Origin of the sequence: Brevibacterium ihuae, assembly GCF_900184225.1 — a bacterium.
GTDB lineage: Bacteria > Actinomycetota > Actinomycetes > Actinomycetales > Brevibacteriaceae > Brevibacterium > Brevibacterium ihuae.
The window spans coordinates 558,787-580,296 of record NZ_FXWZ01000002.1 but is presented as its reverse complement, the minus strand read 5'-3'; the positions used below and the strand labels follow the sequence as shown (position 1 = coordinate 580,296).

22 protein-coding genes, 1 tRNA gene and 1 pseudogene are annotated in these 21,510 nt (G+C 68.5%); 10 read left to right on the top strand and 14 right to left on the bottom strand.

The genetic code is table 11. The features are described from left to right. Positions 1-42 precede the first annotated feature (42 nt). Both C1A17_RS02655 and C1A17_RS02650 read left to right on the top strand, forming a co-directional pair. On the top strand, positions 43-690 hold the full coding sequence (locus C1A17_RS02655) for a hypothetical protein (RefSeq protein WP_101650459.1): 648 nt from the start codon (positions 43-45) through the stop codon (positions 688-690). 120 nt (positions 691-810) lie between these two features. Next, complete coding sequence (locus tag C1A17_RS02650; RefSeq protein ID WP_101650457.1) at positions 811-1,302, top strand: DUF3145 domain-containing protein; 492 nt, start codon at positions 811-813, stop codon at positions 1,300-1,302. A gap of 148 nt (positions 1,303-1,450) precedes the next feature. Here the strand turns inward: C1A17_RS02650 and C1A17_RS02645 are convergent, their stop codons facing one another. The 6 genes from C1A17_RS02645 to aceE form a co-directional block, all read right to left on the bottom strand. Next, entirely contained in the window at positions 1,451-2,692 is a 1,242-nt protein-coding gene (locus C1A17_RS02645) for a beta-ketoacyl-[acyl-carrier-protein] synthase family protein (RefSeq protein ID WP_101650455.1), read from the bottom strand. 80 nt (positions 2,693-2,772) lie between these two features. After that, complete coding sequence (locus tag C1A17_RS02640; RefSeq protein ID WP_101650453.1) at positions 2,773-3,024, bottom strand: acyl carrier protein; 252 nt, start codon at positions 3,022-3,024, stop codon at positions 2,773-2,775. 161 nt (positions 3,025-3,185) lie between these two features. After that, positions 3,186-4,187 (bottom strand): beta-ketoacyl-ACP synthase III, encoded by a 1,002-nt coding sequence (locus tag C1A17_RS02635; protein ID WP_101650451.1) that lies wholly within the window; start codon positions 4,185-4,187, stop codon positions 3,186-3,188. A 17-nt stretch (positions 4,188-4,204) separates the two neighbouring features. Beyond that, a complete protein-coding gene (locus tag C1A17_RS02630) occupies positions 4,205-5,125 on the bottom strand; it encodes an ACP S-malonyltransferase (protein ID WP_101650449.1) in 921 nt (306 codons plus the stop codon). A 52-nt stretch (positions 5,126-5,177) separates the two neighbouring features. Beyond that, positions 5,178-6,395, bottom strand: coding sequence for a PucR family transcriptional regulator (locus C1A17_RS02625; RefSeq protein ID WP_101650447.1), 1,218 nt, complete (start codon positions 6,393-6,395; stop codon positions 5,178-5,180). Between the two features lie 140 nt (positions 6,396-6,535). Beyond that, positions 6,536-9,295 carry a pyruvate dehydrogenase (acetyl-transferring), homodimeric type gene (aceE, locus tag C1A17_RS02620; RefSeq protein WP_101650445.1) on the bottom strand — a complete coding sequence of 920 codons (2,760 nt, stop codon included), beginning with the start codon at positions 9,293-9,295 and terminating at the stop codon, positions 6,536-6,538. Between the two features lie 255 nt (positions 9,296-9,550). Between aceE and C1A17_RS02615 the strand changes: the two genes are divergently transcribed. The 3 genes from C1A17_RS02615 to C1A17_RS02605 are packed head-to-tail and all read left to right on the top strand — an operon-like array spanning position 9,551 to position 10,919. After that, entirely contained in the window at positions 9,551-9,994 is a 444-nt protein-coding gene (locus tag C1A17_RS02615) for a DUF3052 domain-containing protein (protein ID WP_101650443.1), read from the top strand. A 10-nt stretch (positions 9,995-10,004) separates the two neighbouring features. Next, positions 10,005-10,487, top strand: coding sequence for a redoxin domain-containing protein (locus tag C1A17_RS02610; protein ID WP_245873381.1), 483 nt, complete (start codon positions 10,005-10,007; stop codon positions 10,485-10,487). Positions 10,488-10,526: 39 nt separating this feature from the next. Next, on the top strand, positions 10,527-10,919 hold the full coding sequence (locus C1A17_RS02605) for an HIT family protein (protein ID WP_101650441.1): 393 nt from the start codon (positions 10,527-10,529) through the stop codon (positions 10,917-10,919). A 199-nt stretch (positions 10,920-11,118) separates the two neighbouring features. Here C1A17_RS02605 and C1A17_RS02600 read toward each other — a convergent pair. Beyond that, positions 11,119-11,195, bottom strand: a tRNA-Pro gene (locus C1A17_RS02600). Positions 11,196-11,284: 89 nt separating this feature from the next. Between C1A17_RS02600 and C1A17_RS02595 the strand changes: the two genes are divergently transcribed. Further along, positions 11,285-11,770, top strand: a complete 486-nt coding sequence (locus C1A17_RS02595; protein ID WP_101650439.1) for a TetR family transcriptional regulator — start codon at positions 11,285-11,287, stop codon at positions 11,768-11,770. Between the two features lie 85 nt (positions 11,771-11,855). Here the strand turns inward: C1A17_RS02595 and C1A17_RS02590 are convergent, their stop codons facing one another. The 5 genes from C1A17_RS02590 to C1A17_RS02570 form a co-directional block, all read right to left on the bottom strand. After that, the gene (locus C1A17_RS02590; protein WP_101651502.1) at positions 11,856-12,206 is read right to left on the bottom strand and encodes a winged helix-turn-helix domain-containing protein; all 351 of its coding nucleotides are present in this window, start codon (positions 12,204-12,206) and stop codon (positions 11,856-11,858) included. 14 nt (positions 12,207-12,220) lie between these two features. Further along, complete coding sequence (locus C1A17_RS02585; protein WP_101650436.1) at positions 12,221-12,661, bottom strand: hypothetical protein; 441 nt, start codon at positions 12,659-12,661, stop codon at positions 12,221-12,223. Between the two features lie 88 nt (positions 12,662-12,749). After that, complete coding sequence (locus tag C1A17_RS02580) at positions 12,750-13,190, bottom strand: pyrimidine dimer DNA glycosylase/endonuclease V (RefSeq protein WP_101650434.1); 441 nt, start codon at positions 13,188-13,190, stop codon at positions 12,750-12,752. Positions 13,191-13,201: 11 nt separating this feature from the next. Beyond that, positions 13,202-14,317: an alcohol dehydrogenase catalytic domain-containing protein gene (locus C1A17_RS02575; protein ID WP_101650432.1), complete on the bottom strand. Its 1,116-nt coding sequence runs from the start codon at positions 14,315-14,317 to the stop codon at positions 13,202-13,204. A gap of 104 nt (positions 14,318-14,421) precedes the next feature. Further along, positions 14,422-15,099: a YoaK family protein gene (locus C1A17_RS02570; RefSeq protein WP_101650430.1), complete on the bottom strand. Its 678-nt coding sequence runs from the start codon at positions 15,097-15,099 to the stop codon at positions 14,422-14,424. Positions 15,100-15,964: 865 nt separating this feature from the next. Here C1A17_RS02570 and C1A17_RS02560 point away from each other — a divergent pair. Next, positions 15,965-16,765: an AAA family ATPase gene (locus C1A17_RS02560; protein WP_180953191.1), complete on the top strand. Its 801-nt coding sequence runs from the start codon at positions 15,965-15,967 to the stop codon at positions 16,763-16,765. Positions 16,766-16,813: 48 nt separating this feature from the next. Continuing rightward, positions 16,814-17,727, top strand: a pseudogene (locus tag C1A17_RS14410) (IS3 family transposase); the annotation flags it as partial. 9 nt (positions 17,728-17,736) lie between these two features. Here the strand turns inward: C1A17_RS14410 and C1A17_RS02545 are convergent. Then, on the bottom strand, positions 17,737-18,669 hold the full coding sequence (locus C1A17_RS02545; RefSeq protein WP_219618234.1) for an IS3 family transposase: 933 nt from the start codon (positions 18,667-18,669) through the stop codon (positions 17,737-17,739). 2 nt (positions 18,670-18,671) lie between these two features. Continuing rightward, positions 18,672-18,974 (bottom strand): transposase, encoded by a 303-nt coding sequence (locus C1A17_RS02540; protein WP_219618233.1) that lies wholly within the window; start codon positions 18,972-18,974, stop codon positions 18,672-18,674. Positions 18,975-19,166: 192 nt separating this feature from the next. On the opposite strand from C1A17_RS02540, the gene istA reads away from it, so the two are divergent. Then, positions 19,167-20,729 carry an IS21 family transposase gene (istA, locus tag C1A17_RS02530; protein WP_101650419.1) on the top strand — a complete coding sequence of 521 codons (1,563 nt, stop codon included), beginning with the start codon at positions 19,167-19,169 and terminating at the stop codon, positions 20,727-20,729. Further along, complete coding sequence (locus C1A17_RS02525; RefSeq protein WP_101650417.1) at positions 20,726-21,472, top strand: ATP-binding protein; 747 nt, start codon at positions 20,726-20,728, stop codon at positions 21,470-21,472. The genes istA and C1A17_RS02525 overlap by 4 nt, the downstream gene beginning before the upstream one ends. Positions 21,473-21,510 lie beyond the last annotated feature (38 nt).

Genomic DNA, 21,510 nt, shown 5'->3' with positions numbered 1-21,510 from the left:
GAGTGCTGTCACTCCCCACCCGACCACCGAAGGAGAAGAACGGTGACACGGACGGATCCCCAGATCCCCGACGCAGAGCCCCGCTGGGTCGCCGGCATTCCCGAACCGCAGCGCACCCGCGTGCGCGAGGGGCGGTCGCGGACGGATCCGCGCCGCTTCGGCGTCCTCGCCCCCGTCATCGGCGGAATCGTCTTCGTCAACGCCGGGCTCGCCGAGCTCGACCTCTCCTGGGGCTGGGTGCTCCGCGCTGTCGCGATCCTCCTCGCGGTGGCCTGTGTGCTCCAGTTGTTCCTCCGGCCCGCCGCTCTCGGGGGACCGGAGCGGATGCACTGGTCGGCGATCGCGATCTGGCTCGCCGGGATCGTGTTCATGATCGTCGGGGTCCGGATCGCCGGCGGCGCGGCCGATGCCGCCGGCATGGAGTTCCTCCGGCCGGCGATCAACGCCGCGTTCGTCGGAGCCCACTTCATCCCCTACGCGTGGGCGTTCTCGACCCGGATGATCATCCCGCTCGGCATCGGGGTCGCCCTCATCGGCGTCCTCGGCGTGGTCGCCGGGATCGTCGCCGGACCGCCGTGGCCGGCCGCGGCGGCGATCGTCGCCGGCTTCGTGCAGATGAGCATCGTGCTCGTCTGGGCGTCCGGCCGCATCCTCGGTCCGCCGCCGCGTCCGGGGCGCCCGCGCGCCTGAGAGGGCGCCCGGCGCGGGTGCTGGCACACCGGCTGACCATGCCATACAATGACCGCAGACCTCCGCATGACTCGGATCGTAGGGGAAGACGTATCCGAGAAGCAGGAGGCAGACATGGATATGACGCAGGGCGTACTCTTCGTCCACTCGGCACCTCGCGCGCTGTGCCCCCACATCGAGTGGGCAGCGGGCGGGGCGATCGGCGCGCAGGCGAAGTTCGACTGGTCGCCCCAGCCGGCCGCCCCCGGGATGTTCCGGGCGGAGATCTGCTGGAAGGCGCCCGGCGGCTCCGGCGCGCGCATCGCCTCGGCCCTGCGCGGCTGGGACGGCGTGCGCTACGAGGTCACCGAGGAGCCCTCGGCCGGGATCGACGGCGGCCGCTGGAGCCACACCCCCTCGCTCGGCATCTACCACGCCACCACCGACGCGTTCGGCAACATCGTCGTGCCCGAGGACATCATCCGCTCGGTGCTCGTCCGTGCGGCCGAGCACGGCGAGGACATCGCCGGTGCGATGGAGAAGGCGCTCGGTCAGGCCTGGGACGACGAGCTCGAGCCCTTCCGCCACGCCGGTGAGGGCGCCCCTGTGCGCTGGCTCACCAAGGTCGGCTGAACCCGTTCCACCACCTGCGCCGCCCTGCCTGCGGTGCGCCCCGGCACCCCGATGCCTGTCACCGGTGCCCCTGCCTCCCTCCATGCGAACGGCCGCCTGCCCGCAGACCTGCTGCGGACAGGCGGCCGTTCGGCGCACCCGGGAGCGGTCAGACGCTCTTGACGGCGACGACGGCGTTGTGACCGCCGAACCCGAACGAGTTCGTCAGCGCGGCGATCTCGCCGGCCGGGAGCTCCTCCGGGGTGTCGCGCGCGATCGTCAGCTCGATCTGCGGATCGACCTGTTCGATGTTGATCGTCGGGGGAGCGGTGCGGTTCTGCACGGCGAGCACGGTGAGCACGGCCTCGACCGCGCCGGCCCCGCCGAGCAGGTGGCCCATCATCGACTTCGTCGCCGACACCATGGCGTCGGAGGCATGCGAGCCGAGCAGGGCGTTGATCGCCACCGATTCGGGCACATCGCCCACCGGGGTGGACGTGGCGTGCGCATTGATGTGGCGGATGTCGGCCGGCTGCAGGCCTGCGGTCTCGAGGGCCTGGCGCATGGCGAGGATCGAGCCCCTGCCCTCGGGCTCGCCGGCGGTGATGTGGTACGCGTCGTTCGAGATTCCCCAGCCGCCGATCTCCGCGTAGATCTTCGCGCCGCGGGCCTTCGCGTGCTCTTCGAGCTCGAGCACGAGCGTACCGGCGCCCTCGCCCATGACGAAGCCGTCGCGGTCGATGTCGTAGGGGCGCGAAGCGGTCTCCGGCGAGTCGGTGCGGCGCGACAGGGCGCGCATCGAGGAGAAGGCGGACAGCGTGACGGGCAGGATCGCGGCCTCGGAGCCGCCGGCGATGACGACGTCGGCCTTGCCGGAGCGCAGCTGGTCGAAGGCGTGTCCGATGCTCTCCGTGGAGGACGCGCAGGCTGACACGATCGTCTGCACGGCGGCGCGGGCGGAGAACTCCATCCCGACCGCGGCAGCGGGCCCGTTGGGCATGAGCATGGGCACGGTGAGCGGCATGACGCGGCGCGAGCCCTCCTCGCGCAGCGTGTCCCAGGCGTTGAGCAGGGTCCAGGCGCCGCCGATCCCGGTGCCCCAGGACACGGCGAGCCGCTCGGGCTCGACCTCGGGGGCGCCGGCGTCCTGCCACGCCTCCCGGGCGGAGATCAGGGCGAAGCGGCTGTTGGGGTCGAGGCGCTTGGCCTCGACGCGCGTGAGGTTCTCCTCGATGACCGAGGGGTCGACCGAGGCGGCGAAGTCGACGGGGATGTCGTACTTCTCGGCCCAGTCGTTGGTGAGGGTACGTGCACCCGAGGTACCGGCGAGCGCCGCGCGCCACGTGGCATCCGCACCGGTGCCGATGGGGGTGACGGCACCGAGTCCGGTGACGACAACTGTGGATGTCATGGTGTGAAACCTCGTCGAATCGGTTGAGCGGTGGCGCGGGGCGGACGGACCGGGGGACCGGCCGCCCCGCGACGGGGGCGTCAGGCCTGCTGGGCCTTGACGATGTAGTCCACGGCGTCCTGGACGGTGACGAGGTCCTTGACGTCGTCGTCCGGGATCTTCACGCCGAACTTCTTCTCCGCGTTGACGACGATCGTCATCATCGAGATCGAGTCGATGTCGAGGTCGTCGGTGAAGGACTTGCTCGGCTCGACGGCCTCAGGAGCCAGTCCGGTCTCCTCATTGACGATTTCGGCGAGTCCCGAGAGGACTTCGGCTTCGGTGTGTGCCATTTTCCTATCCTTCTTTCTCAATGTGGCCCGTCTGTCCGGCAGGACAGAGCGGATTTCGCGTGGAACGTGATTCGACGAGTGTCCCGTCAGAATCCTACGACATCGACCCTGCCGGGCCGAGGTGCGTCGCCGCCTCGCCGGTGGGCGGACGGTGTTCCGGTTCAGGGGAGGACGACGACCTGCGCGGCGTAGACGAGTCCGGCGCCGAATCCGATCTGCAGCGCGAGTCCTCCGTGGAGCTCGGGGTTCTCGCGGAGCAGCCGCTCGGTGGCGAGCGGGATCGATGCTGCGGAGGTGTTGCCGTTGTCGGCGATGTCGCGCGCGATCGTCACGGTGTCGGGCAGCTTGAGCTGCTTCGCAAGCTCGTCGATGATCCGCATGTTCGCCTGGTGGGGGATGAACGCGGCGAGGTCGCTCGCTTCGATGCCGGCGGCGGCGAGCGCCTCCTTGGCGACCTCGGCCATGTCCCAGACCGCCCAGCGGAAGACGCTCGGGCCGTCCTGGCGCAGGGTGGGGAACGGGGTCTCGCGGTCGTCCTTGAGGTCGAGGAACGAGTTCGTCATCCGGATCGTCTCCCAGTTCTCGCCCTTCGAGCCCCACACGCTCTGCGCGATGCCGGGCGTGTCGGAGGAGGACACGACCACCGCGCCGGCGCCGTCGCCGAGCAGGAAGGAGATCGACCGGTCGGTCGGATCGATGAAGTCGGAGAGCTTCTCGACCCCGATGACGAGGATGTTGTCGAGCGTGCCGGAGCGGACGAGGCCGTCGGCCTGCGCGATGCCGTAGCAGTAGCCGGCGCAGGCGGCCGAGATGTCCCAGGCGGGCACCGGGCCGGTGCCCAGGCGGGTGGTGAGCGCGGCGGCGGCGGACGGGGTCGGGATGCCGAAGGTCACCGTCGCGACGAGCACGCCGCCGATGTCCTCGGGCTTGAGGCCGGCGTTGGCGATCGCTTCGACCGCGGCCTCCTCGCACATCTCGAGCACCCCGACGTCTTTCCCGGCGCGGTGCCGCGTGACGATCCCGGTGCGCTGGCGGATCCACTCGTCGGAGGAGTCGATCGGGCCGACGAGGTCCTCGTTGGGCACGACGTGCTCGGCGCGATAGCCGCCGATCCCGGAGATCCGGGCGAAGCGTCCGGCCGCGGGCGTCTGCAGTGTGGGCATGTCTCTTCCTCCTGGGTTCACGCCTGGGCGTGGTTCTGCGCGAAAGTGCGGGCGGCCTCGAGGTCGTCCGCCGACTTGAGGGCGAGCGTCTCGACGCCCTTCATCGAGCGCTTGGCGAGCCCGGTGAGGGTGCCGCCGGGCACGAGCTCGATGAGCCCGGTGACGCCCATGTCGACGAGCCGCTGCTGGCACAGGTCCCAGCGCACGGGGCTGGTGACCTGGGCGACGAGCAGCTCGAGGTACTCGGCGCCGGAATCCACCTGCCGCCCGTCGGCGTTGGTGAGGATCGCGATCTGCGGATCGGCGGGCGCGAGGGAGCTCGCGAGCGTCCGCAGCGGTTCCTGGGCGGGGGCCATGTAGTCGGTGTGGAAGGCGCCGGCGACGGGCAGCGGAATGACGCGGGCGCGCTCGGGGGCGTTCTCGACGAGGGCGTCGATGGCCTCGAGGGATCCGGCGGCCACGGTCTGTCCACCGCCGTTGACGTTCGCCGGGGCGAGACCGGCGGACTCGATCGCAGCGGTCACCTCTGCGGGATCCCCGCCGACGACCGCTGCCATCCCGGTGGGTGCGGCGGCCGAGGCCTCCGCCATCCCGGTGGCGCGGACACGCACGAACTCCATCGCGGCGTCCGCGTCGAGGATGCCGGCGATGTGCGCGGCCGCGATCTCGCCCACCGAGTGGCCGGCGACGACCTGGGGCGTCGGGAGGTCGCGCACGAGCTCGCGGTACGCAGCGATCGCACTGGCGACGAGCAGCGGCTGAGCGAGCGCGGTGTCCTTGATCGTCGCGTCGTCGGACTCCGTGCCGTGGAGCCTGAGGTCGATGCCGGAGGCGTTCGACAGCTGTTCGATCGATTCGGCGAAGCCGGGGAGCTCGAGCCACGAGGTGAGGAATCCGGACTTCTGGGCGCCCTGGCCCGGGCATGCGATGACGAGCACTGGTGAGACTTCCTCTCGGTCGGCGTACTGGTTCAACTTAGGTCAGAGCACGTCAGGGAACAGCGGATTTGTGGCCGTTCGACAATTGCCCGGCCTCGGACAGTCGGCCGTACACCAACGCGATCCGGACGACGAAACCGGCGCGCGCCTCGGTCGGATCGAGGCCGATGAGGCCGGTGATCTTGCGCAGGCGGTAGCGCACGGTGTTGGGGTGGACGTGGAGGGCCCGGGCGGTCGTCTCGAGCGACCCGCCGAACTCGAGATAGGCGGCGACGGTGTCGTGGAGCTGGCCCGCACCGGCGCCGAGCGGTTCGTAGTAGCGGGTGATGAGTTCGGCGACGGCGCTCCGGTCGCCGGCGACGGCACGCTCGGGAAGGAGGTCGGCGGCGTGCACGGGACGCGGGGTCGCGGGCCGGGCGGCGGCGGTGCGCAGCGCCCAGACGGCGGCCGAGGCCGAGGTGCTCGCCTCGGCGAGCGAGCCGACCCGGGGCCCGATGATGACGTCGGACGGGCCGAAGTAGTGGGCGAGCGCGGCGGCGGCCTGGTCGATGTCGGCGACGCCGCCGAGTACGATGAGCAGCCGGTCGTCGTGGACGCCGAGCAGCGCGTCCTCGGCCCATTTCTGGGCGGCGCGGCGGATCTCGTCGAGGCTCTTGTGGACGCTGCGCTTCGGTGCGCGCCCGACGAGCACGTGCACCGCACCCTCCGAGCGCCAGCCGAAGGCGGCCGTGCGGCTGGCGAGCTCGTCGACGGAGTCGCCGCGGACGAGCGCGTCGATGACCATCGCCTCGAGGCGTGCGTCCCAGCTGCCGCGGGCCTCGGCGGCGCGGGCGTAGACGTCCGCAGCGGCGAAGGCGATCTCGCGGGAGTAGATGAGGACGGCCTCCTTGAGCTCCGACTGCTCCGACGGCCGGGCGAGCTCGGTGACCCGCTCCTCGACGACCTGGACGACGACCCGGAGGAGCTGGAGGGTCTGCTGGAGGGAGACCGAGCGGACGAGCTCGCGCGGCGCGGACTTGAAGATGTCGCCGACGACCCGCAGCGGGGTCTGCGGCTTGCGGTACCACTCGATGAAGGAGGAGATGCCGGAGTTCGCGAGGACGACGACCCAGCCGCGGTCGGCGGAGGACATCGCCCGGTACCACGGCAGCTGCGCCTCGATGCGCTGGAGGGTGAGCTTGGAGAGCACTGCCTGCCCGGCCTTGAGCCGGCGGCTCGTCTCCGCGCGCCCCCGGATCGCTGCGGTCTGGGCATCGGCGGTTGTCGGCATGGCACCACTCTAGCCCCGAAAGCGCTCCTGGATTGTGTTCTGTCCACAAAGCGGGGCGCGGATCGCTCCGCGCCCCGCTCCGGGGTGCTCGTTGCGGCCGGGTGCGGCCCTGCCGCCGGGCCGAGTGCGCTCGGCTCCGATCAGGCGCTGGCGCCCTCGGTCGACCCGGTGGCGCCGGCCCGCGGGTCGTCGAGCTGGTACTTCTTCGACGCCTCGGCCGCGACGCCGGGATCGATCTCCCCGAGGTCGGCCAGGCTGATGAGCGCCTGCACCGCGACCGAGGGGCCGTCGATGAGGAAGTGGCGCCTGGCGGCGGGCCGGGTGTCGGAGATCGCGTAGCCGTCCGCACCGAGGGAGGTGAAGTGGTTCGGCACGTACTGGCGGATCATGTCCGGCACCGTCCGGGTGTAGTCGCTCGTCGCGATGACCGGTCCGGGCGCCTCGGCGAGCCGCGCGGTGACGTAGGGGATCCGCTTCTCCGCAGCGGGATCGAGGAGGCGCTCGTCGTCGCATGCGAGCCCGTCGCGACGCAGCTCCTGCCACGAGGTCACCGACCAGATGTCGGCGCTCACCCCCCAGTCCGCCGCGAGGAGTCGCTGGGCCTCGCGGATCCACGGGATCGCGACGCCGGACGCGAGGAGCTGGACCTTCGGGCCGTCGGTCTCCGGTCCGTCCTCGAGCTTGTACAGTCCCTTGAGCACGCCGTCGACATCGAGGTCCTCGGGCTCGGGCGGCTGGACCATGGGCTCGTTGTACATGGTGATGTAGTACATGACGTTGGGGTCGCGACCGTCGTCCTCGCCGTACATCCGCTCGATGCCGTCGCGCACGATGTGCCCGATCTCGTAGGCGTAGGCGGGGTCGTAGGAGATGATCGACGGGTACGTCGAGGACAGGACGTGCGAGTGCCCGTCGCCGTGCTGCAGGCCCTCGGCGACGAGCGTCGTGCGGCCCGCGGTCGCGCCGAGGATGAACCCGCGCGCCATCTGGTCGCACGCGGCCCAGAACGCATCGCCGGAGCGCTGGAAGCCGAACATCGAGTAGAAGATGTAGAACGGGATCATCGGCTCGCCGTGCGTCGCGTACGAGGTGCCGACGGCGGTGAGCGCCGCGGTCGACCCGGCCTCGTTGATCCCCATGTGGAGGAGCTGGCCGTCGGTCGCCTCCTTGTAGGCGAGGAACAGATCGCGGTCGACGGACACGTAGTTCTGGCCGTGCGGGTTGTAGATCTTGGCCGCCGGGAAGAACGAGTCCATGCCGAAGGTGCGCGCCTCGTCGGGGATGATCGGCACCACCCGCGGGCCCCATTCCTTGTGCCGCATGAGGTCCTTGAGGATGCGGACGAACGCCATCGTGGTGGCGATCTCCTGCTTGCCCGACCCCTTCTTCGCGCCCGCGAACTCCTTGTCGCCGGGCAGTGCCAGGTCGACGTACTTCGAGCGGCGCTCGGGGGTGAACCCGCCGAGCTCATGCCGGCGATCGAGGAGGTACTTGATCTCCGGAGCATCCTCGCCGGGATGGTAGTACGGCGGGAGCTTGGGGTTCTCCTCGAGGGCTTTGTCCGAGATCGGGATGGAGAAGTGGTCGCGGGCCATCTTGAGGTCGTCGAGCGCCATCTTCTTCATCTGGTGGGTCGCATTGCGCGCCTCGAAGTGGGGTCCGAGCGAGTAGCCCTTGACCGTCTTGACGAGGATCGCGGTCGGCTGACCCGTGTGGTTCATCGCCTGCTGGTAGGCGGCGAACACCTTGCGGTAGTCGTGGCCGCCGCGCTTGAGCTGCCAGATCTGGTCATCGGTGTAGTCCTCGACCATCGCCTTGGTGCGGGGATCGCGACCGAAGAAGTTGTCGCGGACGAACCCGCCGGACTCGCCCTTGTACGTCTGATAGTCGCCGTCGGGAGTGGCGTTCATGAGGTTGACGAGGGCGCCGTCGCGGTCGCGGGCGAGCAGGGCGTCCCATTCGCGACCCCAGATGACCTTGATGACGTTCCAGCCGGCGCCGCGGAAGAACGCCTCGAGCTCTTGGATGATCTTGCCGTTGCCGCGCACCGGTCCGTCGAGGCGCTGGAGGTTGCAGTTGACGACGAAGGTGAGGTTGTCGAGCTCCTCGTAGGCCGCGGTCTGGAGCATGCCTCGGCTCTCCGGCTCGTCCATCTCGCCGTCGCCGAGGAACGCCCACGTGTGCTGCTGCGAGGTGTCCTTGATCCCGCGGTTGTGGAGGTACTTGTCGAACTGCGCCTGGGCGATCGCGTTCATCGGGCCCAGCCCCATGGACACCGTGGGGTGCTCCCAGAACGCGGGCATGTGCCGCGGGTGGGGGTAGGACGGGATGCCGCCGGGACGGCCGTCGACGTGGTGGGACACCTGCTGGCGGAAGCCGTCGAGCTGGTCCTCGCTCAGCCGACCCTCGAGGTACGCGCGGGCGTACATGCCGGGGGAGGCGTGGCCCTGGTAGAAGATGTGGTCGCCGCCGCCGGGGTGGTCCTTGCCGCGGAAGAAGTGGTTGAGGCCGACCTCGTACAGCGTCGCCGCCGAGGCATAGGTCGAGATGTGGCCCCCGACCTCGATGCCGGGGCGCTGCGCACGGTGCACCATGACGGCCGCGTTCCAGCGGATCCAGCGGCGGAAGCGGCGCTCGACGTCCTCGTCACCGGGGAACCAGGGCTCGTCGTCCGGGCCGATGGTGTTGACGTAGTCCGTGGCGGTGAGGCTGGGGACGCCGAGGCTCTGCTGGCGGGCACGCTGGATGAGGCGGAGCATGACGTAGCGGGCGCGGGTCCGCCCACCGTCGTCGACGAGGGCGTCGAGGGAGTCGAGCCATTCCTGGGTCTCTTCGGGGTCGATGTCGGGAACGTGGCTCGGGAGACCGTTGAGAATCGGTCCGCTGCTCTTCTTGACCACTTCGGTGAGTCCTCTCGGTTCGACGGGGTGCCGTCGGCGGACGGGCGGATCGAGCGCAGGGCGGGGCCGGTGGGCGCCGCACGGACCGTCTCCGCCGCAGGGGCTCCTCTCAGCCTAGGCCAGTTCCGGTTCCCTGTGTAAGGGACGGCGTGTGGTGAGGCTCTCGAACCCGAGCGGGTATCGATTGTGTGAATTCTGACCGTTCCCTCAACGCGGTATTTGCCCAGGGCGACTCTCCCCGTGGACAATGAGCGCATGAGCACTACTCCTTCCGAAAGGACACGCCATTCCGAGGGTGATCTCGGAGAACTCAAGGACAGCCTCGGCCTCCGGACCGGACAGTACGTCCAGGAGCTCGGATACGACGACGACGTCGACTTCGACGTGCGCGAGGTCATCGAGGGGATCACCGGGGAGGAGATGGCCGACGATGACGTCGACGACGTGTTCGACGTCGCGGTGATGTGGTGGCGATCGGACGATCCGGACCTCACCGATGCGATCGTCGACGCCCAGACCACCCTGGGAGAGGGCGGATTCGTCTGGCTCTTCACCCCGAAGGCCGGCCGCTCCGGCCACATCCCGCCCGCCGACATCTCCCATGCCGCTCCGACCGCGGGGATGCATGTGACGAAGACGATCAGCGCCGGCCCCGACTGGTCCGGGTTCCGGCTCGTCGGCAAGAAGAACTACGGCTGAGGAGCACCCCGTGACCGTGCCCGCCGTCGGATCGAGCGCTCCGGAGATGCGTCTGCGCTCGCAGTACGGCGAGCCCCTCGACCTCGGTGAGCTACTCGAGGACGGGCCCGTCCTCCTCGTGTTCTACCCGTTCGCGTTCTCCTCGGTGTGCGGGGGAGAGATGCACCAGCTCATCGAGCTGCACGACCGCTTCCGCGCCGCCGGGATCACCGTCGTCGGCTTGTCCGTCGACTCGAAGTACGCGCTCCAGGCCTGGTCGATGGAGATGGGCATCCCGTTCTCCCTCGCCGCCGACTTCTGGCCGCACGGCGCGGTCGCCCGCGCCTACGGGGTGTTCGACGAGGACCGCGGCATGGCGACGCGCGGCACTTTCCTCATCGGCGCCTCGGGCATGGTCGAGCAGGTGCTCGTCCACGGACCGGCCGACGCCCGCGACTTCACGGTGTTCCTGCCCGCCGGAGCCCCTGCGGCGCCGGAGAGCGCATCCCACTGACCCATTCGCACCGACCCGCACCCGACGGAAGGACAGCACGTGGCCACCATCTTCACGAAGATCATGGACGGGGAGATCCCCGGTGCCTTCGTCCACCAGGACGAGCGCTGCGCGGCGTTCCTCGACGTCGCGCCGATGACCGACGGGCACGTGCTCGTCGTCCCGCGCGAGGAGATCGATCACTGGATCGACATGCCCGAGGACCTCACGGCCCATCTCATGTCCGTGGCGCAGAGGATCGGCGCGGCGCAGAAGGCGGCGTACGGCTGCGAGCGGATCGGGGTGATGATCCAGGGCTACGAGGTGCCCCACGTCCACATCCACGTGTGGCCGACGAACGCGATCAAGGACTTCGATCCGGCGAACAAGGGCCCCATGGCCGAGCCCGAGTCGCTCAAGGCCAACGCCGAGAAGATCATCGCCGCCCTCTGACCCAGACCTCAATTTCCGAAGGTTCCTGAGAGCGATTCCGCACCTTTTCGCAATCTCACCACGGCGGGTGAGGTCTCGACCCGGACCTGAGATCGCAATTTCCGGCGGATCGGCTCCCAGGAACCTTCGGAAATTGCAGTCCGGGGGATGAGAAAACCGGCCCCGATCAGTGTCAGTGCTGATCAGAGCCGGTTTCCGGTGGTCGGGATAGCGGGATTCGAACCCACGACCTCCTCGTCCCGAACGAGGCGCGCTACCAAGCTGCGCTATATCCCGATGCGCGAAGCAAGAACAACTATAACCACACCCGGGGGATTCGACCAATTCGGTCGCGGACCGGGAACCGAGCCGAAGAGAGGGCGACCATGGCGCTGACCCCGGAGTCGATCACCGACACCGCGCTCACGGTGCTCTCGCAGTTCGGGATGGGCGACCTCTCGATGCGTCGCCTCGCCCGTGAGCTCGAGGTGCAGCCGTCGGCGCTCTACTGGCACGTGAGGAACAAGCAGGAGCTCTTCGTCCTCATCGCCCGCAGGTTCACCGCACAGGTGGACGCTCGGTGTCCGCGGTCCGCCCACCCCGCGCCCGCGACGGTCGCTCTCACCCTCCGGGCAGTTCTCCTCGACTACCGCGACGGGGCGGAGATCCATCTGCTCGCCTACGCGCTCGAACCGGAGACCGTCGTTCCCGAGGCGCTGGCCGCGGACCTCGACGGCCCGCACCTCGCGGCGGTCATGGGCTTCGTCCTCGGGCAGGTCGCCGTCGAGCAGAACCGTGCGCTGCTCGGCGTCCCCGACCCCGGAGCGGACGAGGCGTTCGCCCACGGTCTGCGGGCGCTCCTCGCCCCGTGACCGCGCTCGTCGCCCCGTGACGAGGACAGGCCGCCCGGTGCGGGCGGCCTGTCCTCAGGGGATCATCCGGGGGTCGGGGGAGTGCTCACTCGTCCGGAGCGTCGAACCGGGACTCCGCGATGGTCCTCAGTGCGGCGAGGTGGGATCGCAGCGCGGTCCGGCCGGCCTCGGTGATGGACAGCCACGTGCGCGGACGCTTGCCGACGAACCCCTTCGCGACGGTGAGGAGACCGGATTTCTCGAGCCCGGACATCTGTCGGGAGAGCACCGAATCGGAGATCCCCAGCGAATCACGGACCAGTCGGAACTCTGCCCGGTCCCGGTTCTGCAGGCCGGCGAGGATCGCCAGTCGGGTGGGGTGGTTGAGGTCCGGATGGAGGGCGTCGAGGGATTCCGCGAAGTCCTGGCTCGGAGCGTCGTCTCGTGTCGTGCTCATCGCGTCCGCCCCCTTCACCGGCTCGAACCGCGCAGCTCGAGGAGCGCGGCGATCGGGGTGACGATCCAGATCACCGCGGCACCGAGGATCGGGATCCAGGCGAGGGCGAGGCGATCGAACAGCAGGGTGCCGAGGACGAGGCACACGATCACGACGGCGAGGAACGTGGCGAAGCGTCCCGTCGAGCCGCGCTGCCAGCCCCGTGCGTGAGGCCCGTAGATCGCGAACCCGGGCACCATCCACGCGAGGCCGGCGAGGATCATGACGACTCCGGCGGGAGTGCCGCCGAGGAACGCCTGGGCGAGGAGTCCGAGCGAGAGACCGGCGCCGAGCGCCATCTCGAGGACGACGATCGGCCAGGCGTCGGACTGCTGGGCGCTGCGCGTCGAAGCATCGGCCTGGGCGAGGAGGGCCTCGGCCTCGGCGGCGGTGAGGTTCTGGTTCCGGGTGTTCATGGGGATTCCTCCTGATCGGGGTGTGCTGTGATCACCACACTAGCAACTACTTTCTATAATGGAAAGTAGTTTCCGAAGAATCTTCCATTCAAGCGCGCTCCCACGACTCCCGCGGGCCGGAAACCTCGTGGAACAGTCCATGGAGCCGCGGTCGCCCCGTGCTCCCCAGCGCGCGTCGGCAGACCTCCGCCTGCTCAGGGGTGCGCGCATCGAGCTTGCGCAGGAGGTGCGACCATTCGACGTCGACCTGCCCGGCGGTCACCGGCAGCGGATCATGGTCGCCCGGACTGATGATGCGGCCGCGGTCGAACCGGTATCCCCGCACATCGGCCTCGTCGGCGAGTCCCGTCAGGTACGCTCCGATCGCGGCCACGGGGTCCGCCTGCTCCCGGAATCGGAGGAGCTGGGGATGGGATCGATAGCCGCGCGTCCCACCGCGCAGCACCTTCTGCGCGAGCAGGGTCTCGCGCCAGCAGGCGATGAGGCCCTGCCGGTCGAGAGAGGCGGGATGGAGCGACCAGATGCGCACGGAGTCCGTGCTCAGTCCGCGTCGTCGAACAGGATGACCTGCCGGACCGCGCGGCCGTCGGCGAGGGTGTCGAGGGCGGCGTTGATGTCCGCGAGTGCGATGTGACCGGAGATCAGCTCGCCCACCGGGAGGCGACCCTCCCGCCAGAGCTTCTCGTAGACGGGGATGTCCCGGGCGGGCACAGCGGAGCCGAGGTAGGAGCCGATGATCGTGCGCGCCTCAGCGGTGAGGGTGAGCGGCGAGATCGACGAGCGGGCATCGGGCGCGGGGAGTCCGACCGCCACCGTCGTACCGCCGACCCCGGTGAGCCGCACGGCGGTCTCGAAGGCCCGCGGGTGCCCGGCCGACTCGATGACGACCGGTGCGCGCACCTCGGCGTCCTCGGCCTCGTCCGGGGTGTACACGGCATCGGCCCCGAGCTCGGTCGCACGGTCGAGCTTGTCCCGGTTGGCATCGACGCCGATGACCCGTCCCTTCCCGAGCGAGACCGCGGTGATGAGGGCGGCCATCCCGACCCCGCCGAGCCCGACGACGATGACGTCCTCGCCCTCGCCCGGGTCGCCGGCGTTGATCACCGCCCCGCCGCCGGTGAGCACCGCGCAGCCGAGGACCGCGGCGATGTCGGCCGGCACGTCGTCCCCGACCGGGACGACCGAGGTGCGGTGGAGGACCGCATGGGTGGCGAACCCGGAGACGCCGAGGTGGTGGAGGACGTCCTCGTCCCCCCGGTGGAGGCGGATGCGGCCGCCCACGAGGTGGCCGGCGTTGTTCGCCTCGGTGCCGGGGGTGCAGGGGAGCTTGCCGTCGGTGCGGCAGTTCGCGCACTCCCCGCAGCGGGGGAGGAAGACCGTGCTCACCTGCTGGCCGGGGGAGAGGTCGGTGACGTCCGCCCCGACCTCCTCGACGATGCCGGAGGCCTCGTGGCCGAGGAGCATGGGCACCGGCCGGACGCGGTTCCCGTCGACGACGGACAGGTCCGAGTGGCACAGTCCGGCCGCGCGGATCCGCACGAGGACCTCGTCGGGCCCCGGCGGATCGAGCTCGAGCTCCTGGGTCCGCAGCGGCTGCGAGTCCGCATAGGGACGCGGGGCGCCGATCTCCTCGAGGACGGCTCCGGTGATCTTCATGGTGGCTCCTTCTCGCCAGGTGCGGGCTGCGGGTGCGTGCTGTGCTCGACGGTACCCGCTTTGTGTCCGCCGGGGAACTGCCGCCGAGGAGGCGACGGCGGTGCTCAGACCGGGAGGCCCCGTCGGCGTCGGCGGCTGCGGTTGACGAGCGCGGCGGCGGTGCCGAGCAGGACGAGGGCCGCGACGACCCAGACGGCGCGGATGCCGAGCGCGAGGTAGGACAGGCCGCCGAGGACGGCGCCCACCGCCAGCGACAGCCAGAGGAGGAAGTACCCGAACCACGCCGCGTGCGTCCCGTCGAAGAAGGCGCCCACGAAGCGCTGGGACATCTTCACGAGCGTTCCGGTCATGTAGGTCAGGGAGATCGCGACCTCGCCGTCGCGCTCGAAGATGCTGTTCATCGCGCCGACGGTGAAGGACAGGCTGAGGACGGCCGCGAGCTCGTGGCCGGCGAGGACGAGGGCCGAGGCGATCGTCACGGTGAGGCAGACGAAGAGCAGCACCACCTCGCGCGGGCGCGTGGGCGGGAGGCGGCGGTGCGCGAGGCGGCTGATGAGTGAGCCGATCATCACCCCGAGGAGGAACAGCGCCATGACCCCGGCGGCGCGTGCGACGACGTCCCATCCGCCCTCGACCGCCGCGGCGGTCATCCGGGTGGTGTTGCCGGACATGAAGGAGAGGAAGAACCCGCCGAGGTAGAGGAACCCGAGGGCGTCGATGAAGCCGGTGATCGACGACAGGTACCAGGCGAGCATCCGCTCACCGGGCCGGTAGCCTTCCAACGGCGGGTGCCCTCCTCCTGCCGACGGCGATCGGGTCGGCGCGGAACTGCCGACGGCGTCTGATCCGGTGGACCTCCGTAGCAGCTTCTCAAACCCCCGTAAGTCGCTCGGATCGTTGATTTCCCGCGTTCTACGGGGATCGCGTGCTCACGATCCGCGCACGCGGGATGGTCGGATCACCGATCAGCGGGGGCCGGTGCGCGAGAGTTCGCGTCAGTCTCAAACCCGTTTGAGCGTCTCCAGTCGGGCGGAACTGCTCGCCGGGTATGCGTCGGGTGTGCCGGTACGGGAGCTGGCAGCACAGTTCAAGGTGCACCGCGGCACGGTGCGGGAGATAGCCCGGCAGGCGGGACTGGCCGCACGCCAGCCGGAACTGCCGGACACGATCCGCCAGGACGCGCCCGGCTCTACGCCGACGGCCTGACTCTCGCTCACGTCGCGACGCAGCTCGGAATTAGCATCGAGGCTGTTCGGTCGGCGGTGGTGGCGTGCGGTGGCACGGTCCGTCCTGGCGGTCGCCGTAGTGTCGACACCTCAGGATGTAGGTTGCTCACGGTCTCGCGGCCGAGCACGTACAGAGACGCACTCACAGGGCTGGGCACCTGCGGAGAGGCGCGCGACCGCCACCTCGGCGCGCATCGCGGGAGTGCGTGGCCCGGCGAGCCGCCTGCAGCCGAGGAAACAAACACCGTCGCGACGGGCTCTAGCTATCGTTAGAGCATGTTGGCCATCGCGCACTCTCCTCGAACTGTGGACTGGGGGGCCGTCGGCAGCGACGAACGCCGCGCAAGCATGAGTAAACGGCTTGTCGGTCCATGCGCCGCGAGTATCTGGGAGTAGAAGCGGCACGGCAAAGGAGATGCAAATGGTGCGAGTACGAGCCACGAAGGCCCAATTTAGCGATGACAGCGACGTTAGCATTCCTGCCGAGGGCATGGTGCTGCTTGTGGGGCCAAATAATGCCGGGAAAAGCCAGGTCCTCAAGGACCTCGCAGGGTTGGCGCGAGAGGCCCAGTATGTTGGCCGCGCGATCCTGTCCGTCGACTACGAGAAGAGTGTCGATGGCGACATAAGAGAGTGGGCATCCCGCAATGTTCCACAGATCAACCGCGAAGGTGTGAATCGCTTTCAGATCGAGAACTGGGGTGAAGTTACCAGTCAGGACATCGCGAACCAGTGGGACCAGCAGAACCTAAACCATTTAACTTCACTGTTTATCTTCCATGCGGATGGCACCTCGCGCCTCTCAGCTGGTGACTCACAACAGAGCTTGGACTTTTCTACGCAGATTCCTACGCATCCGGTCCAGCGCGCATACTTAGATTCTGATATTGAGGGTGAGATTGATCGGGAGAGCAGAGCGGCGTTCGGGCTCGGTGTCACGGTCGACCGCTATGGCGGCTCAGTGATCAGCCTGAGACTTGGTGACCGTCCGCTCTTTGAGCACGACGACGGCCGTCCAACGGACGGGTATATTTCTGCGCTCAAGGCGCTCCCGCGGCTGGAAGAACAGGGAGATGGCGTTCGTAGTTATCTGGGTCTGGTCCTGCATCTCGCTGCTGGCCGTCATCAAGTTCTTCTGATTGACGAGCCAGAGGCCTTTCTGCACCCGCCCCAAGCGCGCAGACTGGGGTCGGTTCTGGCCAGCAAGGCACAGTCGCAGTGAACCGTCCTGGGTTTCGTTCCGATCTACGTGATCGAGGAGGATTGGAACATGGCCAAGTCGTATACCCCGCAGTTCAAGGAGCGGGCGCTGCGGGTGATGCAGGACCATCGCCGCATTGAGGAGACCTCGGAATGGACAGCGGCGACTGCCGTCGGGGAGAAGCTGGGCGTCTCGCCGCATACTTTGCGGGGATGGTCGAAGCAGGCCCGCCGTGACGCCGGTGTCGAAGAAGGTCCTACGAGCGCGGACCTCGAGGAACTCAAGCGGTTGCGCCGCGAGGTCAAGGAGCTCAAACGCGCGAACGAGATCCTCAAGACCGCGTCAGCGTTTTTCGCCGCGGAACTCGACCGTCCCACGACGAAATGATCCGGTTCATCGACACGTTCCGGGATCGTTTCGGGGTCGAGTTCATCTGTCGCGTCCTGGGCGCGACGGCGTGCGGGTTCATCACCTCCCGTGGCTACCGGGCAGCGAAATCCCGGACGCCCGCAGCTCGCGCCATTCGCGATGGTCTTCTCGTCGAGGAGGTCAAGCGGCTCCATGCTGCGAACTACGGCGTCTACGGGGTGCGGAAGATGTGGCACGCGATGCGCCGAGCCGGATGGGATATCGGCCGGGACCAGACAGCGAGGCTCATGCGCGTGGCCGGCGTGACAGGGGTCGTGCGCGGTCGGAAGCCGCGTACGACGGTGCCGGCCCGTGTGCCGGATCAGCGTCCGGATTTGGTGATGCGGGACTTCAAAGCGCCCGCGCCGAACCGTCTGTGGGTCGCTGACATCACCTACGTGCGGACCTCGTGCGGATTCGTCTACACCGCATTCGTCATCGACGCGTATAGCCGCCGCATCGTCGGGTGGGCGACGCGGTCTTCGATGACGACTGAGGCGCTGTCGCTGGAGGCTTTGGAGCATGCGCTGAACACTGCCCGCGGTGGTGAATTGTGGTTCCCCCCAGATCGTGGAGGGCTTCTCTTACGCGGCGTCCCGGTCGGGGGCTGCGGTGTTCTCGTAGTTGATGGGGCTCATCATGCCTGCCGAGCTGTGTCGCCGGTCGTGGTTGTAGAACCCGTAGCACCAGTCAATCACTACCGCTCTGGCTTGGGCTCGGGTGTCGAACTCGTGCCGGGACAGGACCTCCCACTCCAGGGAGGAGAAGAACGCCTCGGCGGCGGCGTTGTCGAAGCACGAGCCGACCCGGCCCATCGACTGACGGATGCCCAGCTCGGCACACAGCGTGGTGAAGCTGGTCGCCGTATACGTAGATCCGCGGTCGGTGTGGAACACGAGGCGCTCGGCCTCGTCCTCGCGCCAGATCGCGTCCTTGCCGCCGCGGGTGGCCACGGCCATCCGGATCGCCGCGCACGCCAGCTCGGCGTCAGGATGGGCGCTGGTGGCCGCGCCGAGCAGCCGACGTGAGTACAGGTCGATCACGGTGGCCAGGTACAGCTTGCCCTCGCCGGTGGGGATCTCGGTCATGTCGCCGACCCAGCGACAGTTCGGCGCCAGCGCGGTGAAGTCGCGGCACAACAGATCGGGGAACGGCCGTTTGGTCTTGTCCTGCCTGGTCAGGCCGCTGCGGCGCTTGATCACCCGGGCGACCAGGCCTTGCCGGCGCATCGACTCCGCGACCGTCTTCACACTGACCTCCCAGCCCGCGTCGCGCAGGTCGGCGTGCAGGCGGGGTGAACCGTGCAGGCCCTTGGCGTCCTTGAACGCCACCTTCACCGCCCGGTCCACCGCGTCACGACGCCGGTCGGTGTCGGTGAACAACCCGCTCGCGGCGCTGGGGCCGTCGGCTCGCTTGATCCACTTGTAGAACCACGCCAGCGACACCCCGAGCAGGGCGCAGACCAGCGTGTGCGGCACGGCGTAGATGGTCCTCTGGTCGGCGATGAAGCGTGCCACGCTCACTTCGTCGCCTCCTTGACCCACAGGACCACGGATCGCTTGAGGACATCACGCTCCATCCGTAGCTCAGCGACCTCCGAACGGAGCCGCTTCAACTCCTCGTAGTCGTCCTTGGACAGCTCGCCACGGCCCTCGCGTGCGGCGCGAGCACGTTGGACCCAGTTGCCCAGCGTGCCCTCGTTCACGCCAAGATCCCGGGCGACCTGCGCCACCGGCTTCTTGGTCTCTTCGACGATCCGGACCGCTCCCTCACGGAACTCCCGGTCGTACTTCTTCCTTGACTCTGGCATCTCGTTCCTCATTGTGGATGCCTCTACGCTCCGGGGGGAACCTCAAATATTCGCTTTGTTGGGGTCCATCAGTCGTGGGCGCGGGGGCCGATGCGCTGGGGGTGTGATCGTGGGCTTCGGGGCCGGTGATGGCGCCGGTGGGGGCCATCGCGCGTAGGCTCCTTCCGCCGTGTGTATAGGGCACACGACGGAAGGAGACCATCAATGGTACGCAAGATCAGGGCCAAGCTGGTGTTACAGCTGCGGGCTGACGGCCTGTCGGGTAGAGCGATCGCGGCATCGCAGGGGATGTCGCGGAAGTCGGTCACGGCGGTGCTGGAGGCCGCCGACGCCGCCGGGCTTGGCTGGGACGATGTGAAAGACCGCACCGACGGTGAAGTGTATGCGTTGGTGTTCCCGGGACGCGGGGAGCATCAGAGCGTGTTCGTCCAGCCGGATTGGGAGCTGGTGCATAAGGAGCTGGCGCGAGTCGGGGTGACGCTGAAGCTGCTGCACGGCGAGTACGCCGACACATGCGTTGCCGGTGGTGAGCCGGCGATGGGCTATGACCGGTTCTGTCGGACGTATCAGCGGTTCGTGCTGGTGACGGGGGCATCCTCGCGGGTGGGGCACAAGGCCGGGCAGACCGTCGAGGTCGATTGGTCCGGTCCGACGATGCAGCTGCACGATCCCGGCACGGGCAAGCCGAGGACGGTGTATCTGTTCGTGGGGTGTCTGCCGTTCAGCAGATACGCGTTCGTTGAGCCGTGCCTGGACATGAAGCAGGACACCTGGCTGCGGGCGCATGTGGCGATGTTTTCCGCGTTCGGCGGGTCGGTACCGCGGATTGTGCCGGACAACCTGAAGACCGGCGTGATCAAGCATCCCCGGGAAGGCGAGATCATCCTAAACGACGCGTATCGGGAGATGGCCGCTCATTATTCGGCTGCGGTGCTGCCCGGACGGATCAAGGCGCCGAAGGACAAGGCCAGTGTGGAGAACACGGTGTCTCATGTCGCCACGTGGGTGATCGCCGGGCTGCGTCAGCAGCGGTTCGCGTCGCTGCCGGAGCTGAAGGCCGCGATCGCGAAGAGAGTCGCGGCCTATAACGCCGAACCGTTCCAGAAGCGACCCGGGTCCAGGGAGAGCGTGTTCGCCATGGAGGAGCAGCCGTTGCTGACCGGGCTGCCGCAGGTGCCCTACGAGATCAGCCAGTGGGTCTACGGCCGCAGAGTTGCCCGCAACGGGCACGTAGTCTTCGAACGGAACCACTACTCGGTACCGTTTGAGCACATCGGCACGAAGGTCGATCTGCGGATCACTGACCGGACGCTGGAGGCCTATCGGGGCACCGAGCGGCTGACCAGCCACCTACTGCTGCCGGCCGGCTCGTCCAACGAGTACCGCACGAACGACGCCGATCTGCCCGCCGGGGCGAAGTACCAGCCGTGGGACGCAGCCCGGGTGCGGGAATGGGCCGAGCGGGTCGGGCCGTCGACCGTCGTGGTGGTCAACCGGGTTTTCGAATCCGTGCCGATTGACGAGCAGGGCCTGGACGCGGCCTTGGCGGTGTTGAGGCTGTCGCGTCGGTACTCCGCCGACCGCGTCGAGGCGGCCTGCCGGCTGGCGCTGGCAGGCCCGGTGCGGTCCCCGCGTTATGCGCACTTGCAGCCAATCCTGGCCACGGGTCAGGACCAGGCCGAACGGCTCAGACCTCCACGGGAGGAGCCCGTCGAACACGGTGGCTACGTCCGCGGCGCTTCCTACTACGCAGGAGGCGCCCAGTGAGCACGATCGACACCGAAACCAAGCGCAAGCTGCGCGAGATGGGCGCGACCGCCATGCTGGAAGCGCTCGAGGCCCAGGACGAGACCCTCGTCCTGGGAATGAGCTTCGACGAGCGACTCCGGCTGGTGGTCGACGAAGCGCACTCAGCGTTCGACCACGCCAAAGTCGAAGGTCTGATCCGTCGGGCCGGACTGCGGTACCCCGCAGCCGACTTGCGCCAACTCGACCGGGTCGAGGAACGTGGCCTGGACCGCAATGTCATCGCTCAGCTGGGCACCTGCTCGTTCGTTGACCGCCAGCAGAATGTCGTGTTCCAGGGGTTCACCGGGTCCGGGAAGTCGTACTTGGGATGCGCGCTGGCCAAACGCGCCTGCCAGCACCGGATTCGGGCTCACTACATCCGGATGCCCGACCTTGAGGAGGCCTGGGCGCTGGCCAAGGACAAACCGTTGGGCACGACGAAGTTCCTGAAGAAGTACGCTGCGTTCAGCGTGCTCGTGATTGATGAGTGGCTGCTCGATCATCCCGATGACTCGATGCGCAGCATGCTCCTGGAACTCCTCGAGCGCCGGTACGACACCGCGTCGACGGTGTTCTGCACCCAATATGCGAAGAAGGACTGGCACCAGCGACTCGGATCCGGCGTCCACGCAGATGCGATCATGGATCGGATCGTGCACAACACGATCTGGGTCGACACCGGCACGCACAACATGCGGGAACACGTCACACTGAACCCATAAGAAATCGCCGGAAGGGAGCCAGTGGCCCCCAAGCCCGC

Bases quoted from the DNA above. Each gene is read 5' to 3' on its own strand.
- C1A17_RS02615 (WP_101650443.1), top strand. From the start codon at position 9,551: ATGAGCACTACTCCTTCCGAAAGGACACGCCATTCCGAGGGTGATCTC.
- C1A17_RS02650 (WP_101650457.1), top strand. From the start codon at position 811: ATGACGCAGGGCGTACTCTTCGTCCACTCGGCACCTCGCGCGCTGTGC.
- C1A17_RS02625 (WP_101650447.1), bottom strand. From the start codon at position 6,395: ATGCCGACAACCGCCGATGCCCAGACCGCAGCGATCCGGGGGCGCGCG.
- C1A17_RS02595 (WP_101650439.1), top strand. From the start codon at position 11,285: ATGGCGCTGACCCCGGAGTCGATCACCGACACCGCGCTCACGGTGCTC.
- C1A17_RS02640 (WP_101650453.1), bottom strand. From the start codon at position 3,024: ATGGCACACACCGAAGCCGAAGTCCTCTCGGGACTCGCCGAAATCGTC.
- C1A17_RS02560 (WP_180953191.1), top strand. From the start codon at position 15,965: ATGGTGCGAGTACGAGCCACGAAGGCCCAATTTAGCGATGACAGCGAC.
- C1A17_RS02540 (WP_219618233.1), bottom strand. From the start codon at position 18,974: ATGAGGAACGAGATGCCAGAGTCAAGGAAGAAGTACGACCGGGAGTTC.
- istA (WP_101650419.1), top strand. From the start codon at position 19,167: ATGGTACGCAAGATCAGGGCCAAGCTGGTGTTACAGCTGCGGGCTGAC.
- C1A17_RS02585 (WP_101650436.1), bottom strand. From the start codon at position 12,661: ATGAACACCCGGAACCAGAACCTCACCGCCGCCGAGGCCGAGGCCCTC.
- C1A17_RS02645 (WP_101650455.1), bottom strand. From the start codon at position 2,692: ATGACATCCACAGTTGTCGTCACCGGACTCGGTGCCGTCACCCCCATC.
- C1A17_RS02590 (WP_101651502.1), bottom strand. From the start codon at position 12,206: ATGAGCACGACACGAGACGACGCTCCGAGCCAGGACTTCGCGGAATCC.
- C1A17_RS02635 (WP_101650451.1), bottom strand. From the start codon at position 4,187: ATGCCCACACTGCAGACGCCCGCGGCCGGACGCTTCGCCCGGATCTCC.
- C1A17_RS02575 (WP_101650432.1), bottom strand. From the start codon at position 14,317: ATGAAGATCACCGGAGCCGTCCTCGAGGAGATCGGCGCCCCGCGTCCC.